Below are 14063 nucleotides of genomic sequence, written 5' to 3' on the forward strand. Positions count from 1 at the left end.
CGTCTCCGCAGACGGCGGATGCGTGGTGGTCATGGCACTCCTCCCTCGTGGTCCGGGGCCTCGAACCCGCCCCCGCAAGCAGCCAGAAAGGGGGCGGGCGACCCGGCCTCCAGCCGCGGGACCGCGCCTAGATGGCCAGATACTCGGCGCGAAGCTGCTCGTCGCCGAGCACCTCCGCGGCGCTACCGTCGAACACGATCGCACCGGTGTCAAGAATCACCGCCCGGTCCGCGAGTTGCAGCGCGCGCACCGCGTTCTGCTCGACGAGGATCGTCGTCATGCCCTGCGCCTTGACGGTGTGCAGGGTCTTCTCGATCTCGTCCACGATGACCGGCGCGAGCCCCTCGTAGGGCTCGTCGAGCAGCAGCACCTTGATGTCGCGCGCGAGCGCCCGGGCGATCGCGAGCATCTGCTGCTCGCCGCCCGAGAGGGTCACGCCGTCCTGCTTGCGCCGTTCGCCGAGGCGCGGGAAGAGCTCGTAGAGCCGCTCGAGCGACCAGCCGACGGGCGGCGCGATCTGCGCGAGCTTGAGGTTCTCCTCCACCGTGAGGCCCGAGATGATGCGCCGGTCCTCGGGCACGAGGCCGAGGCCGCCCTTCGTCGCCGCCTCGTGCGCCTTCATCTGGTGGAGCGGCTGGTGGTCGAGCCAGATCTCGCCGTGGGTGACCTGGGGGTCGTCGAGCCGCGCGAGCGCGCGCAGCGTCGTCGTCTTGCCCGCGCCGTTGCGCCCGAGGAGCGCGAGGATCTCGCCCTCGTGCACGTTGAAGTCGATGCCCTGCACGATGTAGCTCTCGCCGTAGTAGGCGTGCATGTCCCAGACCGAGAGGAAGGCGGGCGCCGTCTCGGCCATGTTGGCGTTCTTCGAGAAATCCGGTTTGACGTTCATGGCTCGGCCTCCCTACGCCGCTTCGCCGAGATAGGCTTCCTGCACCTTGGGGTGGCCCTTGATGTTCTCGGGCGTGTCCTCGACGAGCGGCGTGCCCTGGGCGAGCACGGTGATCCGCTCGGCGAGGCTGAAGACCACGTGCATGTCGTGCTCGATGATCGCCATGGTGATGTCGCGCTTGTCGCGGATCTCGCGCAGGAGCTCGATGGTGTTGTTGGTGTCCGCCCGGCTCATGCCCGCCGTCGGCTCGTCGAGGAGCAGAAGGCGCGGGCGCTGCACGAGGCACATCGCCATCTCCAGCCGGCGCTTGTCCCCGCGCGAGAGCGAGGCGGCGTGGATGTCGCGCTTTTCCAGCATCTTGACGTCGGCGAGCATCTGTTCGGCCATGCTGACGATGTCGGTCTCGTGCCGCGTGTGCTCGTAGGCGTGCATGCGGAAGGCGCCGTCGCGCGAGGCGAAGCAGGGGATCATGACGTTCTCGAACACGGTGAGATCGCCGAAGATCTCGGGCGTCTGGAAGACGCGGGAAATTCCCATCTGGTTGATCTCGTGCGGCTTGCGGCCGAGCACGCTCTGCCCGTCGAACATCACCGAGCCGGTGTCGGGGATCAGCTTGCCGACGAGGCAGTTGAGCAGCGTGGACTTGCCCGCCCCGTTGGGCCCGATGATCGCGTGCACCGAGTTCTCGCGCACCGAGAGGTTCACGTCGGAGAGCGCCTTGAGCCCGCCGAAGTTCTTGTTGACGTCCTTGACTTCGAGAATGCCCATCTCAGGCCCTCCTCATTCGCCCACGTGGGGTTGGGGCTTCGGGTGATGCTCGGGGTCGTCCGTGGCGGCTGGCTTCCGCGTGCGGCGGAAGAGCTTGCCGATGCGCTGCGCGCCTTCCACGAGCCCGCCGGGCAGGAAGATCACCACCAGCATGAAGATGATGCCGAGCGTGAGGTGCCAGCCCTTGCCGATGAAGGGATAGACGATCGTCACGAGGAAGGTGTCGATCCCGTCCGGCATGACGGCGAACCACTGCTCGAGCACGCCCTTGTTGATCTTCGAGAGGATGTTCTCGAGATACTTGATGAGGCCCGCGCCGAGGACCGGCCCGATCAGCGTGCCGGCGCCGCCGAGAATGGTCATCAGCACCACCTCGCCCGAGGCGGTCCAGATCATGCGCTCGGCCCCCGCGAGCGGGTCCATCGCCACCATCAGCCCGCCGGCGAGCCCCGCGTACATCCCCGAGATCACGAAGGCCGCGAGGGTGTAGGGCCGGGAGTTGAGGCCGGTGTAGTTCATCCGCTGCTGGTTCGACTTCACCGCGCGCAGCATCATGCCGAAGGGCGAGCGGAAGAGCCGGATGGCGAGATAGAAGGAGACGAGCATCACCACCGCCGCGAGGTAGTAGCCCGCGGAGAAGGTGAACTCCCATCCGCCCATGCCGAGCTGCCAGGTCTGGTTCATCTCCAGCCCGAAGAGATGCGGCACGGGGATGTTGCCCTCCGCCGTCTGGCTCGCGCCGATGATGCGCGGATCGTCGAGGTTGAGCTGCAGCCCCGTCTCGCCCCCGGTGATCGGCGTGAGCACCGAGTAGGCGAGCGCGTAGCACATCTGCGCGAAGGCGAGCGTCAGGATCGAGAAGTAGATCCCCGAGCGGCGCAGCGAGATCCAGCCGATCAGAGCCGACAGGAGCCCGGCGAAGATGACCGAGATGATGATCGCGGGGATCACGTTCATCGTCAGCAGCTTCATCATCCAGACCCCTGCATAGGAGCCCACGCCGAGGAAGGCGGCGTGCCCGAAGCTCAGGTAGCCCGTGAGCCCGAAGAGGATGTTGAAGCCGATGGCGAAGATCCCGAAGATCACGAAGCGCTGCATCAGGTCGGGATAGCCCGCGTTGAACTGCGCGAGACCGGAGTCCGACGGGAACGGGTTGAGCAGGAAGGGCGCGAAGAGCGCCAGCGCGACGACGACGAGAAACAGCGTCAGGTCCTTGCGGTCGAGTCCGAACATAGGCTCACTCCTCCATCACGCCCTTGCGGCCCATGAGGCCGCGGGGGCGGGTGAGCAGAACGATGATGGCGACCAGATAGATGATGATCTGGTTGATGCCGGGAAGCACGGAAGTCACCTGCGACATCGAGGCGAAGCTCTGCAGGATGCCGAGCAGGAAGCCCGAGAGCACCGCGCCGGGCAGGCTGCCCATGCCGCCCACGACGACCACCACGAAGCTCAGCACGAGGAAATCCATCCCCATGTGGTAGTTGGGCGACAGGATCGGCGTGTACATCACGCCCGCCAGCCCCGCGACGATCGCCGCGATGGCGAACATGATCGTGAAGCGGCGGTCGATGTTGATGCCGAGAAGCCCCACCGTCTCGCGGTCGGCCATGCCGGCGCGCACCACCATGCCGAAGGTCGTGAACTGCAGGAAGGCGAAGACCGCGCCGATCACCACCATGGCGAAGAGGAAATAGACCAGCCGCCAGTAGGGATAGATGATCGTCATCGGGTCGAAGCCCAGCAGCGCGCCGAAGTCGAAGGAGCCCTTGAAGGCCTCGGGCGCGGGCGTCGGGATCGGGTTCGCACCGTAGTAGAACTTCACGATCTCCTGCAGCACGATGGCGAGGCCGAAGGTCACGAGGATCTGGTCGGCGTGCGGGCGCTTGTAGAAGTGCTTGATCAGCCCGCGTTCCATCACGAGGCCGATCAGCGCCATGACCGGGATGGCGACCAGGATGGCGAGCGGCACCGACCACTCGATCATCCAGCCGCCCACCTCCGGGCCGAACCAGGCCTCGACGTAGGGCGTCTCGATCTTGGCGGGGTTGCCGAGGAAATCGGTGCGCGTCTCGTCCACCGTGGTGAAGGAGAGCGTCAGGATCTTGTTCAGCGTGACGGCGACGAACGCGCCGAGCATGAAGAGCGCGCCGTGGGCGAAGTTGACCACCCCGAGCGTGCCGAAGATGAGCGTCAGTCCCAGCGCGATGAGCGCATAGGCCGAGCCCTTGTCGAGCCCGTTCAGGATCTGCAGGATAATCGCGTCCATACCCGCGCCTCCGCTACGTTGACAGGCGCCGCCCCCGGTCCGGGGACGGCGCGCGTGGGTCGGGGGCGATCAGGCCCCGTTGTTGCAGCTGCCGAGCGAGCCGCCCGCGAACTGCGGGTGATCCGGCGCATAGGTGACCTGATCGACCGGCGTGATCTCGACGATCTCGAGAAGGTCGAACTCGCTCTCCGGGTTCTCCTTGCCCTTCACCACCAGCACGTCCTTGAACGCCTGGTGATCCGCGCCGCGGTAGAGGGTCGGGCCGTTGCCGAGGCCGTCGAACTCGAAGTCCTCCAGCGCCTCGACCACCGCGCAGGGCTCGAAGCTGCCCGCGCGCTGGACCGCGTCCGCGTAGAGGAGCGTCTGCACGTAGCAGGTGTGCGCGGCCTGGCTCGGCGGGAAGCCGTATTTCTCGCCGAAGGAGCGGGTGAAGGTCTGGCTCGCCTCGTCGGAGAGCGACCAGTGCCAGTTGGTCGAGCCGAAGATGCCCTTGATGTTCTCGCCCGCGCCGCGCGCCATCAGACGCGAGAAGAGCGGCACGACGATCTGGAAGTCCTTGCCGTTGGCCTGCGCCTCGCGCAGCCCGAACTGCACCGCGTTGGTGAGCGAGTTCACCATGTCGCCGCCGTAGTGGTTCAGCACCAGCACGTCGGCGCCCGACTGCAGCACCGGCGTGATGTAGGAGGAGAAGTCGCCGGCGCCGAGCGGCGTCTTGACCGCGTTAACCGTCTCCCAGCCGATATCCTCGGTGGATTCGCGGATCGCCTGCTCGGTGGTGTAGCCCCAGTTGTAGTCCGCGGTCAGGTGATAGGCCTTGCGGTCGGTGCCGTAGGCGTTGGCCAGCACCGGCGCGAGCGCGGCGCCCGACATGTAGGAGTTGAAGAAGTGGCGGAAGCCGTTGGCGCGGCGGTCCTTGCCGGTGGTGTCGTTGGAGTGCGTGAGACCGGACATGAAGATCACGCCCGCCTCCTGGCAGAGCGCCTGCACCGCCACCGCGACGCCCGAGGAGGAGCCGCCGGTGATCATCACCGCGCCGTCCTTCTCGATCATCGAGCGCGCCGAGGCGCGCGCCGCGTCGGACTTCGTCTGCGTGTCGCCCGTGACGTATTCGACCTTCTTGCCGAGGATGCCGTTGCCCGAAAGCTCGGTCTTGGCGCCGCTGCCGTAGGTGAAGGTGTTCAGCATCCCGCCGTCGCCTTCGCCGTTCAGGTGCTCGACCGCGAGGCGGTAGGCGCGCAGCTCGTCGGCGCCCTCGTCGGCGTAGGGGCCCGACTGCGGCACGTTGAAGCCGAGCGTCACCGTGTCGCCGGTGGGCTCGTTCGTGTAGGCGTGCGCGCGCTTGGTAAAGATCGTGGGCAGGGCCACGCCGGCGCCCGCGATGGCACCGGTCTTCAACACGCCGCGGCGCGTGATGTCGAATTTGGTCATGTAAACCTCCCGAGATTGACCCCGGCGGACGGCTCCTCTCCGGCCGCGGGGCGCACCATGTGCAAAGGGAAGTATGCGGGAGGCGAAGTAAAATGCGCAACAAGCAGCTTTCGCCGCAGCATTTTTTTGTCAACAAATCCACAATGCTATGGTATGCACTGTAAATACTTTATTCGGCGCCGCAGAAAGTGCCTGAACGTCAAGGATTTTCGGCAATGTCGCGCGACACGCTCATCGGCAGCCGCATCCGCGAACGCCGCACGCTCGCCGGGCTCCGGCAGGCCGACCTCGCGCGGCGCGCGGGGATCTCGGCCTCCTATCTCAACCTGATCGAGCACAACCGCCGCAGAATCGGCGGCAAGCTCCTCGTGCGGATCGCCGAGGCGCTGGAGGTGGAGCCCTCGCTCCTTTCCGAGGGTGCCGAGGCCGCGCTCCTCGCCCGCCTGCGCGAGGTCGCCGCGGCGCATCCCGCCACCCGCGTGGAGCTGGAGCGGGTGGAGGAGTTCGCGGGCCGCTTCCCCGGCTGGGCGGAGCTGCTGGCCGAGGCCGGGCGGCGCATCGACGCGCTCGAGGATACGGTCGAGACGCTGACCGACCGCCTCGCCCACGACCCGCATCTCGCCGCCTCGCTGCACGAGGTGCTCTCGACGGTCACCGCGATCCGCTCCACGGCGGCGATCCTCGCCGGGACGGAGGCGCTGGAGCCCGAGTGGCAGGACCGCTTCCACCGCAACCTCGACGAGGACAGCCGGCGGCTGGCCGAGGGGGCGCAGGCGCTGGTCACCTATCTCGATAGCGCCGCCGACGCGCGGCGCTCGCTCACCTCGCCGCAGGAGGAGATCGAAGCCTTCTTCGCCGCGCGCGGCTTCCATTTCGCCGAGCTCGAGGGGCCGGAGGCCGACCCGGACGCGCTGATCGACCCCGAGCGGCTGACCTCCGAGGCGGCGCGGCAGATCGCCGCGCGGCTGCTCCGGGGCTACGCCGAGGACGCCGCGGCGATCCCGCTCGACCGCGCCGCCCGCGTGGTGGCCGAGCACGGCCCCGATCCGGTCGCGCTCGCGCGGGCGACGGGGTCGGATCTGTCCCGCGCGATGCGCCGCCTCGCCGCGATGCCGGCGGACATGCTCCCGACCCCCGCGGGCCTCGTGGTCTGCGACGCGGCCGGCGCGCTCACCTTCCGCAAGCCGCTCGACGAGTTCCCCCTGCCGCCCTTCGGCGGGGCCTGCGCGCTCTGGCCGCTCTTCGAGGCGCTGGGCCGGCCCGGCCAGCCCGTCGCGCGGCGCCTCGTGCAGGCCGGCGGCGAGGCGCGGCCGGTGCGCGCCCTCGCCGTGGCGGGGCCGGCCGCGGTACCCGATCCGGACGCCCCGCCGCTCATGCAGGCGCAGATGCTCGTGCTGCCGGAGGCGGAGGGCGCTACGGCGCCCGAACCGCTCGCCGTCGGGGTGACCTGCCGGATCTGTCCGCGCGCCGGCTGCCCCGCCCGGCGCGAGCCCTCGGTCCTCTCGTCGGGCTTTTGACTTTTCCGCCGGGAATGGTGTTAACATCCCCACGGAGAATGCGGGGTTGGGAGGCTCCGCAGGGGAGGAGACAGCCGCCATGGCCAAGCAGGTCCTCGTCATCGAGGATGAGCCGAACATCGTGGAGGCGATCCGCTTCATCCTGCACCGCGACGGCTGGCGGGTGGACACCCATGCCGACGGCGCCACGGCGGTGGAGGCGGTGCGCGCGCAGCGCCCCGATCTGGTGATCCTCGACGTGATGCTGCCCGGGCGCTCGGGCTTCGAGGTGCTGCGCGAGCTGCGCGCCGAGGACGGCCTCGCCGCGCTGCCGGTGCTGATGCTGACCGCGCGCGGGCAGGCCAAGGACCGGGAGTGCGCCGAGCGCGCCGGCGCCTCGCGCTACATGACGAAGCCCTTTTCCAACGCCGACGTGCTCGCCGCCGTGCGCGAGATGGCCGGGCCATGAGCGCGCCGCTCCGGCGCGTCTTCGTCTCGCGCGATGCCTATCGCTCGCGCCGGCTGAAGGACGCGGCGCGGCTGCTGCCCGTGCTCGGCGCGGCGCTCTTCGGGCTGCCGCTCCTCTGGCGCGGCGAGGAGACGGCGCGCGTCGGCACCGCCGGGACGCTTCTCTTCATCTTCGCGGTCTGGGCGGGGCTGATCCTCGGGGCCTTCCTCATCGCGCGGCGCTTCGCGCGGGCCGAGGCCGGCGCGGAGGCGGCCGGGCCGGGCCGTCCGGGGCCCGCGCCGGGCGGCGACTGACCGGCGGAGCGCGGGCGCGATGGTCTCGCTCAACCTCCTCGCGGCGATCTGCCTCGGCTACGTCGTCTTTCTCTTCGCCGTCGCCTTCGCGGCCGAGCGCGCCGCGGCGGCGGGGCGCACGGCGTGGCTGCGCAGCCCCTGGGTCTACACGCTGTCGCTTTCGATCTACTGCACCGCTTGGACCTTCTATGGCGCGGTCGGCTACGCGGCGCGCTCGGGGCTCGAGTTCCTGACGATCTACCTCGGCCCGACGCTGGTCATGGTGGGCTGGTGGTGGGGGCTGAACCGGCTCGTCCACATCGGCCGGACGCAGCGCATCACCTCCATCGCCGATCTCATCAGCTCGCGCTACGGCAAGTCCAACCTGCTCGCCGCCGCGGTCACCGTGCTCGCGGTGGTGGGCACCACGCCCTACATCGCGCTGCAGCTGCAGTCGGTGACGCTCGCGGTCGCGGCCTTCGCGCAGACCGATCCGGCCGCGCCCGCGCCCGCCGCGCCCTCGGTCACCGCGACCTGGGTCGCCGTGGGCCTCGCCGTGTTCACGGTGATCTTCGGCACGCGCAACCTCGACGCGAACGAGCGCCACCACGGCGTCGTCATGGCGATCGCCGTCGAGGCGGTGGTGAAGCTCTTCGCGCTGCTCGCCGTGGGCGCCTTCGTCGTCTGGGGCCTCGCCGGCGGGGCGGGCGGCATCGTGGAGCGCATCCAGGCCAGCCCCGAACTCGCCGCCTGGCGCATCGACGGGGCGCGCTGGGCGGGGCTGACGTTCCTCGCCGCGGCGGCCTTCCTCTGCCTGCCCCGGATGTTTCAGGTGATGGTGGTCGAGCTCGAGGACGAGCGCCACCTGCGCACCGCCTCCTGGGCCTTTCCGCTCTACGTCTTTCTCATCAGCCTCTTCGTCGTGCCGATCGCCGTTGTCGGGCTCGAGGCGCTGCCGGCGGGGGCCAACCCGGATCTTTTCGTGCTGACGGTGCCGCTCGCCTTCGGGCAGGAGGCGCTGGCGCTCCTCGCCTTTCTCGGCGGCTTCTCGGCTGCGACCTCGATGGTGATCGTCGCGGCCATCGCGCTTTCGACCATGGTCTCGAACCACATTGTCATGCCGATCTGGCTGCGCCTCGGGCGGGGCGGGGCGACCGTCTCGGGCGACGTGCGCCATGTCGTGCTGCTCGCCCGGCGACTTTCGATCGCGGGCGTGGTGTTCCTCGGCTACCTCTACTACCGCCTCTCGGGGGGCGGCGCGGCGCTCGCCGCGATCGGGCTCATCGCCTTCGCCGGGATCGTGCAGGTGCTGCCGGCGATGATCGGCGGGCTCTTCTGGCGCGGCGCGACGCGCATGGGCGCGCTCGCGGGCATCGCCGCCGGCTTCGCGCTCTGGCTCTACACGCTCTTCCTGCCGAGCTTCGGGCCGGACGTGGTGCTGCCCGCCGCGCTGATGGCCGAGGGGCCCTTCGGAATCGCCTGGCTGAGGCCCTACGGCCTCTTCGGGATCGAGGGGCTCGATCCGCTGATCCACTCGGTGCTCTGGAGCCTCTCGATCAACACGGTGCTCTTCCTCGCCGTCTCTCTGGCGAGCTTCCCCGGCCCGCTCGAGCGGCTGCAGGGCGCGCAGTTCGTCAGCGCGCTCGGCGCGCCGGGCGGCGCGCGCAGCTGGCAGGGCGGCGCGGTGCAGAGCGAGGACCTGATGATGATGGCGCAGCGCATCCTCGGCCCGGCGGAGGCGCAGGCGCTCTTTCGCCGCGAGGCGGCGCGCCAGGGCCTCGACGGCTACCTGCCCGAGGCGACGCCCGAGTTCCTCGACGCGCTCGAACGTGAGCTCGCCGGCTCCATCGGGGCGGCGGCGGCGCACGCCATGATCGCGCAGATGGCCGGTGGCACGGAGGTCTCGGTGCAGGATCTCCTCGCCGTGGCCGACGAGACCGCGCAGATGATGGAGTATTCCGCCCGCCTCGAGGCGCAGCAGGCGGAGCTCACCCGCACCGCGCGCCAACTGCGCGCCGCGAACGAGAAGCTCACGCAGCTCTCGGTGCAGAAGGACGCCTTCCTCAGCCAGATCAGCCACGAGTTGCGCACGCCGATGACCTCCATCCGCGCCTTCAGCGAGATCCTGCGCGATATGGGCGAGGACGGCGCGCAGGACGGGGGCGAGGACGGCGCGCAGGACGGCGCGCAGGACGGCGCGCAGGACGGCGCGGCGCAGGCGCGCTACGCCGGGATCATCCACGACGAGGCGATCCGGCTGACGCGGCTGCTCGACGATCTTCTGGACCTCAGCGTGCTGGAGAACGGGCAGGTCAGCCTGAACATCCGCGACGGCACGCTCGGCGACGTGATCGATCATGCCGTGGCGACGGCGGCGGCGGGCGGCGAGCGCCCCGCGCTGACAGTGCGCCGCGACCCGGCGAGCGAGCGCGTGCCGCTCTCGACCGACCTCGACCGGCTGAGCCAGGTCTTCATCAACCTCGTCTCCAACGTCCGCAAGTACTGCGAGGCCGAGGCGCCCGAGCTCACGATCCGCACCGGGGTCGCGGGCGGCTGGGTGACGGTGGATTTCATCGACAACGGCCGCGGTATCCCGACCGACCAGCAGGAGCTCGTCTTCGAGAAGTTCGCGCGCATCGGCGAGCAGGGCGCGGGCGGCGCGGGGCTCGGCCTCGCCATCTGCCGCGAGATCATGGCGCGTCTCGGCGGCACCATCGCCTATCTGCCGGGGCAGGGCGGCGCGGCCTTCCGGGTGCGGCTGCCCGCCGCGGTGGCGCTGGCCGCGCAGTAAGCGCGGGCGGCGTGGTGGGGCCGGCGCGATGCCGCTCGCGCGCTGTGTGGGGCCTGCGCCGATCCCGGCGCAGGCCGCGGCGCGTCAGCCGCGCGCCATCGCCTCGAGCGTCGGGCGCAGACCGTCGAGCATGTAGCCCGCCCGCGCCGTCATCGAGAGGATCTCGTCCGTAGGACGGTCGCCCGCCTGGCCGAGCGCCCAGACCACCGAGCACCGCGTACCCGAGGCGCAATAGGCGAGCACCTTGCCTTCGGCCGCGTCCACGAGCCCGGCCTGTTTCGCCACGTTCTCGGGCGTCATCGTCTGATGCGTGAGCGGCAGCGCGGCGAACTCCATGCCGGCGGCGCGCACCGCCTTCTCCACCTCCGCCGCCTGGTGGGAGGGGGGTACCTCCTCGTCCGGGCGGTTGCAGATGACGAGCTTCACGCCCGCGGCGGCGATCTCCGGCGCGTCGGCCGGGTCGATCTGCGGCGCGACGGCGTAGCGCTCGGTGATCTCGCGCATCTCCATGACGTTCTCCTTCACTCGGCCGCGACGGGGCGCTGCATCCGCGCCAGCACCGGCGGCGCGGCCAGCATGCCGCCGATCATCGCGGCGAAAAAGACCCAGTGTTCCACGCCCCCATAACTCAGCGAGGCGACCGAGGGTCCGGGGCAGAGCCCGGCGAGGCCCCAGCCCGCGCCGAACATGATGGACCCGAGGGCGAGCCGCGAATCGAGCCGCACCGGCGGCGGGGGCGGGAAGGTGCCGCCGAGCACCGGGGTCGCGCGGCGCGCGACGATCCGCCAGGCGATCGCCATCGGGATGATCGCGCCGCCCATGACGAAGGCCAGCGTCGGGTCCCAGTCGCCGAAGATGTCGAGCCAGCCCTGCACCTTCGCGGTGTCGGTCATGCCCGAGACGAAGAGCCCCGCGCCGAAGAGGCCGCCGGCCACGAATGCGAAGAGATTGCGCATGTCAGATCACCCCCAGGAGATGCCGGAAAACGAGCACCGAGACGCCGCCCGCCACGATGTAGAAACCGGTCGCCGCGAGCCCGCGCAGCGACAGCCGCGAGATGCCGCAGACCCCGTGGCCCGAGGTGCAGCCGTTTGCGATCCGCGTGCCGAAGCCCACGAGAAGCCCCGCCGCGATCAGCACGGTCCAGTTCGAGGTCACGTTCGTGTCGATCGTGCCGTAGAGCGGCAGAAGCGCGATCGGCAGCAGAAAGACCCCGGCGAGGAACGCCGCGCGCTCGCGCCAGGTCGATTTGCCCGAGCCGTCGATCAGCCCGCCGAGGATGCCGCTCGCGCCCATGATGCGCCCGTTGGCGAGCAGATACACCGCCCCTCCCGAGCCGATCAGCAGGCCGCCGATCAGGCCCCAGATCCAGTCCTGTTCCATTGTCGAGATGTTCCCTGCTTGGTCGTCGTGAAGGCGCCGCCCGCCCGGCCGTTCGCGCCCCGGGCGCGCGGCGCGGCGCCGGTCAGATCTTGTCGACCGGCACCTTGAGAAAGACGTCGCCCTGCTCGTCGGCCGGCGGCATCTGGCCCGCGCGCATGTTCACCTGCAGCGAGGGGATGATGAGCTTCGGCATGTAGAGCGTCGCGTCGCGCGTGTCGCGCATCTCGACGAACTCGTCCTTCGTCTTGCCGGCGCCGACGTGGATGTTCTTCGCCTTCTGCTCGCCCACCGTGCTCTCCCAGGCGTAGTCCTCGCGGCCCGGCGCCTTGTAGTCGTGGCCGACGAAGATGCGCGTCTCGTCCGGCAGGGCGAGGATCTTCTGCACCGAGTCGTACATCTGCTCGGACGAGCCGCCGGGGAAGTCGCAGCGCGCCGTGCCGAAGTCGGGCATGAAGAGCGTGTCGCCCACGAAGGCCGCGTCGCCGATCACGTAGGTCAGGCAGGCCGGCGTGTGGCCCGGCGTGTGCAGCACGTCGCCGCGCAGCTGCCCGATGTGGAAGCTGTCGCCCTCCTCGAAGAGGCGGTCGAACTGCGAGCCGTCGCGCTGGAACTCGGTGCCCTCGTTGAACACCTTCCCGAAGGTGTCCTGCACGGTCATGATGTTGGCGCCGATGCCGATCTGCCCGCCGAGCTTTTCCTGCAGGTAGGGCGCCGCCGAGAGGTGATCGGCGTGCACGTGCGTCTCGAGGATCCAGACGGGATCGAGGCCCTCGGCGCGCACGTAGTCGATCACCGCGTCGGCCGAGCGCGTGTCCGTCCGGCCGGAGGCGTAGTCGAAGTCCAGCACGCTGTCGATGATCGCCGCGGCCGAGCCGTTCGGGTCGCGCACGACGTAGGAGATGGTGTTGGTGGCGTCGTCGAAGAAGGCTTTGACGTGGGGTTTCATGGGCTCGTCCTCCGTTTGGTCCGACATATACGATTTCTGGAATACGTTTCAACGAAAATCATGTATCGATCGCCCTCTTTTCGTGTTGACCTGCATCAAGGCTTCGTGATCGCCCGGATGTCACGCTGACGTCACAATCGCGAACGGGACGGAGGAGGCCCGCATGACCACGCTCGACGCGCGCCGCGAGGCGCTGATGGCCCGCCTGGCCGAACTCGACAGCCGCATGCACGCGATCGAGGCCGAGCTCGATCAGCCCGCGTCCAAGGACTGGGAGGAGGCCGCCGTCGAGCAGGAGGACGACGAGGTCCTCGAGGCGCTGGGCGAGCAGAGCCGGACCGAGGTGCGCCGCATCCGCGCCGCGCTCGACCGCATCCGCCGCGGCGAGTACGGATATTGCGTCGAATGTGGAACCGAGATCGCCCCCGAGCGGCTTGATCTTCTGCCCGCCACGCCGTTCTGCGCGGCCTGCGCGGCCAACCACTGAGCGAGGAGGCGACCATGGACCGCGACGAGATCGAGACGCTCGAGGCCCGGATCGAGGAGATCGAGGCCGAGATCGAGGCGGCCGAGGGCGCGGACCGCGCCGAGCTTCAGGCGCATCTGGAGGCCGCGCTGCGCAAGCTGCGCGAGGCCAACGCCGACCTCGGCGGCGACGAGGGCACCGGCGAAGAGGACGACGGTTTCGACAACGTGCCCGTCTGAGCGTGCCGGTGTGAGCGTGCGGGTCCGACCGCGCGCGCCCCGGCCGTCAGCCCAGCGCGAGGCCGACCGAGACCGTCATCAGCCCGATCACCGAGACGAAGAGCGCCCCGAGGTTCCAGGGCAGCGCGCGGCGCATCACCTCGCGCAGCTCTTCGTCCGAGAGCTGGCGCCGCCGGGCCCCGAGCACGGTGAAGATGCTTCGGATCACTCCGGCGAGGCCGAGGAGCGAGAGCCCCGCGCCGATCCAGACCAGTGCCGCCATGCCTGCCTCCCGTCGAGAACCGCGCTCGCGCTAGACGATCCCCCGGCGCCGGGCAACCCCTTGCGGGACGGGGGACCGGGGGCTAGTCACACCCCGCGAGCAGAGGCGGAGACCCCCATGACCGACACCTTCCAGCACGGCGCGGGCGCCGGCGGCCAAGTCGCCGGCGAGGAGCTGCGCCAGTTCATCGAACAGTTCGAACAGCTCGACGCCGAGAAGAAGGACATCGCCGAGCGCCAGAAGGAGGTCATGGCCGAGGCGAAGGCCCGCGGCTACGACACCAAGGTGATGCGCAAGGTGATCGCCCTGCGCAAGCGCGAGCCCGACGACATCGCCGAGGAAGAGGCGGTGCTCGAGATGTACAAGGCCGCGCTGGGCATGAGCTGAG

General features: G+C 69.8%; 17 protein-coding genes. 7 read left to right on the top strand and 10 right to left on the bottom strand.

Annotation, left to right across the window (positions count from 1 at the left end):
* Nucleotides 1-127: 127 nt before the first annotated feature.
* The 5 genes from DRV84_RS08875 to DRV84_RS08895 all read right to left on the bottom strand — a co-directional run bounded on the left by DRV84_RS08875 (nucleotide 128) and on the right by DRV84_RS08895 (nucleotide 5351).
* Nucleotides 128-886, bottom strand: coding sequence for an ABC transporter ATP-binding protein (locus DRV84_RS08875; protein ID WP_115979532.1), 759 nt, complete (start codon nucleotides 884-886; stop codon nucleotides 128-130).
* Between the two features lie 12 nt (nucleotides 887-898).
* The gene (locus tag DRV84_RS08880; protein ID WP_115979533.1) at nucleotides 899-1654 is read right to left on the bottom strand and encodes an ABC transporter ATP-binding protein; all 756 of its coding nucleotides are present in this window, start codon (nucleotides 1652-1654) and stop codon (nucleotides 899-901) included.
* A gap of 12 nt (nucleotides 1655-1666) precedes the next feature.
* Nucleotides 1667-2887 (bottom strand): branched-chain amino acid ABC transporter permease, encoded by a 1221-nt coding sequence (locus DRV84_RS08885; protein WP_115979534.1) that lies wholly within the window; start codon nucleotides 2885-2887, stop codon nucleotides 1667-1669.
* A gap of 4 nt (nucleotides 2888-2891) precedes the next feature.
* The gene (locus tag DRV84_RS08890; protein ID WP_115979535.1) at nucleotides 2892-3923 is read right to left on the bottom strand and encodes a branched-chain amino acid ABC transporter permease; all 1032 of its coding nucleotides are present in this window, start codon (nucleotides 3921-3923) and stop codon (nucleotides 2892-2894) included.
* Between the two features lie 69 nt (nucleotides 3924-3992).
* Entirely contained in the window at nucleotides 3993-5351 is a 1359-nt protein-coding gene (locus DRV84_RS08895) for a substrate-binding protein (RefSeq protein WP_115979536.1), read from the bottom strand.
* Nucleotides 5352-5566: 215 nt separating this feature from the next.
* On the opposite strand from DRV84_RS08895, the gene DRV84_RS08900 reads away from it, so the two are divergent.
* From DRV84_RS08900 to DRV84_RS08915, 4 genes are all read left to right on the top strand, one after another.
* Nucleotides 5567-6868 (top strand): helix-turn-helix domain-containing protein, encoded by a 1302-nt coding sequence (locus DRV84_RS08900; protein WP_115979537.1) that lies wholly within the window; start codon nucleotides 5567-5569, stop codon nucleotides 6866-6868.
* 79 nt (nucleotides 6869-6947) lie between these two features.
* Entirely contained in the window at nucleotides 6948-7316 is a 369-nt protein-coding gene (locus tag DRV84_RS08905; protein WP_115979538.1) for a response regulator transcription factor, read from the top strand.
* On the top strand, nucleotides 7313-7609 hold the full coding sequence (locus tag DRV84_RS08910) for a hypothetical protein (RefSeq protein ID WP_115979539.1): 297 nt from the start codon (nucleotides 7313-7315) through the stop codon (nucleotides 7607-7609). The genes DRV84_RS08905 and DRV84_RS08910 overlap by 4 nt, the downstream gene beginning before the upstream one ends.
* 19 nt (nucleotides 7610-7628) lie before the next feature.
* Nucleotides 7629-10379, top strand: coding sequence for an ATP-binding protein (locus DRV84_RS08915; RefSeq protein ID WP_115979540.1), 2751 nt, complete (start codon nucleotides 7629-7631; stop codon nucleotides 10377-10379).
* Nucleotides 10380-10463: 84 nt separating this feature from the next.
* Here the strand turns inward: DRV84_RS08915 and DRV84_RS08920 are convergent, their stop codons facing one another.
* The 4 genes from DRV84_RS08920 to DRV84_RS08935 all read right to left on the bottom strand — a co-directional run bounded on the left by DRV84_RS08920 (nucleotide 10464) and on the right by DRV84_RS08935 (nucleotide 12708).
* Nucleotides 10464-10889 carry a protein tyrosine phosphatase family protein gene (locus DRV84_RS08920; RefSeq protein ID WP_115979541.1) on the bottom strand — a complete coding sequence of 142 codons (426 nt, stop codon included), beginning with the start codon at nucleotides 10887-10889 and terminating at the stop codon, nucleotides 10464-10466.
* An 11-nt stretch (nucleotides 10890-10900) separates the two neighbouring features.
* Nucleotides 10901-11335: a DUF6691 family protein gene (locus tag DRV84_RS08925; protein ID WP_115979542.1), complete on the bottom strand. Its 435-nt coding sequence runs from the start codon at nucleotides 11333-11335 to the stop codon at nucleotides 10901-10903.
* A gap of 1 nt (nucleotide 11336) precedes the next feature.
* On the bottom strand, nucleotides 11337-11762 hold the full coding sequence (locus DRV84_RS08930; RefSeq protein ID WP_115979543.1) for a YeeE/YedE family protein: 426 nt from the start codon (nucleotides 11760-11762) through the stop codon (nucleotides 11337-11339).
* A gap of 82 nt (nucleotides 11763-11844) precedes the next feature.
* Entirely contained in the window at nucleotides 11845-12708 is an 864-nt protein-coding gene (locus DRV84_RS08935; RefSeq protein WP_115979544.1) for an MBL fold metallo-hydrolase, read from the bottom strand.
* A 163-nt stretch (nucleotides 12709-12871) separates the two neighbouring features.
* Here DRV84_RS08935 and DRV84_RS08940 point away from each other — a divergent pair, with 163 nt between their 5' ends.
* Nucleotides 12872-13195, top strand: a complete 324-nt coding sequence (locus DRV84_RS08940; RefSeq protein ID WP_115979545.1) for a TraR/DksA family transcriptional regulator — start codon at nucleotides 12872-12874, stop codon at nucleotides 13193-13195.
* 14 nt (nucleotides 13196-13209) lie between these two features.
* A complete protein-coding gene (locus DRV84_RS15610) occupies nucleotides 13210-13413 on the top strand; it encodes a hypothetical protein (protein ID WP_158547783.1) in 204 nt (67 codons plus the stop codon).
* A gap of 46 nt (nucleotides 13414-13459) precedes the next feature.
* On the opposite strand, the gene DRV84_RS08950 is transcribed toward DRV84_RS15610, so the two are convergent.
* The gene (locus DRV84_RS08950; RefSeq protein WP_115979546.1) at nucleotides 13460-13675 is read right to left on the bottom strand and encodes a hypothetical protein; all 216 of its coding nucleotides are present in this window, start codon (nucleotides 13673-13675) and stop codon (nucleotides 13460-13462) included.
* 117 nt (nucleotides 13676-13792) lie between these two features.
* On the opposite strand from DRV84_RS08950, the gene DRV84_RS08955 reads away from it, so the two are divergent.
* Nucleotides 13793-14062, top strand: a complete 270-nt coding sequence (locus DRV84_RS08955; RefSeq protein WP_115979547.1) for a DUF2312 domain-containing protein — start codon at nucleotides 13793-13795, stop codon at nucleotides 14060-14062.
* Nucleotide 14063: the final 1 nt, after the last annotated feature.

Source organism: Rhodosalinus sediminis (genome assembly GCF_003385555.1).
Classification (GTDB): Bacteria; Pseudomonadota; Alphaproteobacteria; order Rhodobacterales; family Rhodobacteraceae; genus Rhodosalinus; species Rhodosalinus sediminis.

Bases quoted from the DNA above. Each gene is read 5' to 3' on its own strand.
- DRV84_RS08950 (WP_115979546.1), bottom strand. From the start codon at position 13,675: ATGGCGGCACTGGTCTGGATCGGCGCGGGGCTCTCGCTCCTCGGCCTC.
- DRV84_RS08875 (WP_115979532.1), bottom strand. From the start codon at position 886: ATGAACGTCAAACCGGATTTCTCGAAGAACGCCAACATGGCCGAGACG.
- DRV84_RS08900 (WP_115979537.1), top strand. From the start codon at position 5,567: ATGTCGCGCGACACGCTCATCGGCAGCCGCATCCGCGAACGCCGCACG.
- DRV84_RS08890 (WP_115979535.1), bottom strand. From the start codon at position 3,923: ATGGACGCGATTATCCTGCAGATCCTGAACGGGCTCGACAAGGGCTCG.
- DRV84_RS08925 (WP_115979542.1), bottom strand. From the start codon at position 11,335: ATGCGCAATCTCTTCGCATTCGTGGCCGGCGGCCTCTTCGGCGCGGGG.
- DRV84_RS08910 (WP_115979539.1), top strand. From the start codon at position 7,313: ATGAGCGCGCCGCTCCGGCGCGTCTTCGTCTCGCGCGATGCCTATCGC.
- DRV84_RS08955 (WP_115979547.1), top strand. From the start codon at position 13,793: ATGACCGACACCTTCCAGCACGGCGCGGGCGCCGGCGGCCAAGTCGCC.
- DRV84_RS08935 (WP_115979544.1), bottom strand. From the start codon at position 12,708: ATGAAACCCCACGTCAAAGCCTTCTTCGACGACGCCACCAACACCATC.
- DRV84_RS08895 (WP_115979536.1), bottom strand. From the start codon at position 5,351: ATGACCAAATTCGACATCACGCGCCGCGGCGTGTTGAAGACCGGTGCC.
- DRV84_RS15610 (WP_158547783.1), top strand. From the start codon at position 13,210: ATGGACCGCGACGAGATCGAGACGCTCGAGGCCCGGATCGAGGAGATC.
- DRV84_RS08915 (WP_115979540.1), top strand. From the start codon at position 7,629: ATGGTCTCGCTCAACCTCCTCGCGGCGATCTGCCTCGGCTACGTCGTC.
- DRV84_RS08885 (WP_115979534.1), bottom strand. From the start codon at position 2,887: ATGTTCGGACTCGACCGCAAGGACCTGACGCTGTTTCTCGTCGTCGTC.
- DRV84_RS08940 (WP_115979545.1), top strand. From the start codon at position 12,872: ATGACCACGCTCGACGCGCGCCGCGAGGCGCTGATGGCCCGCCTGGCC.
- DRV84_RS08930 (WP_115979543.1), bottom strand. From the start codon at position 11,762: ATGGAACAGGACTGGATCTGGGGCCTGATCGGCGGCCTGCTGATCGGC.
- DRV84_RS08920 (WP_115979541.1), bottom strand. From the start codon at position 10,889: ATGGAGATGCGCGAGATCACCGAGCGCTACGCCGTCGCGCCGCAGATC.
- DRV84_RS08905 (WP_115979538.1), top strand. From the start codon at position 6,948: ATGGCCAAGCAGGTCCTCGTCATCGAGGATGAGCCGAACATCGTGGAG.
- DRV84_RS08880 (WP_115979533.1), bottom strand. From the start codon at position 1,654: ATGGGCATTCTCGAAGTCAAGGACGTCAACAAGAACTTCGGCGGGCTC.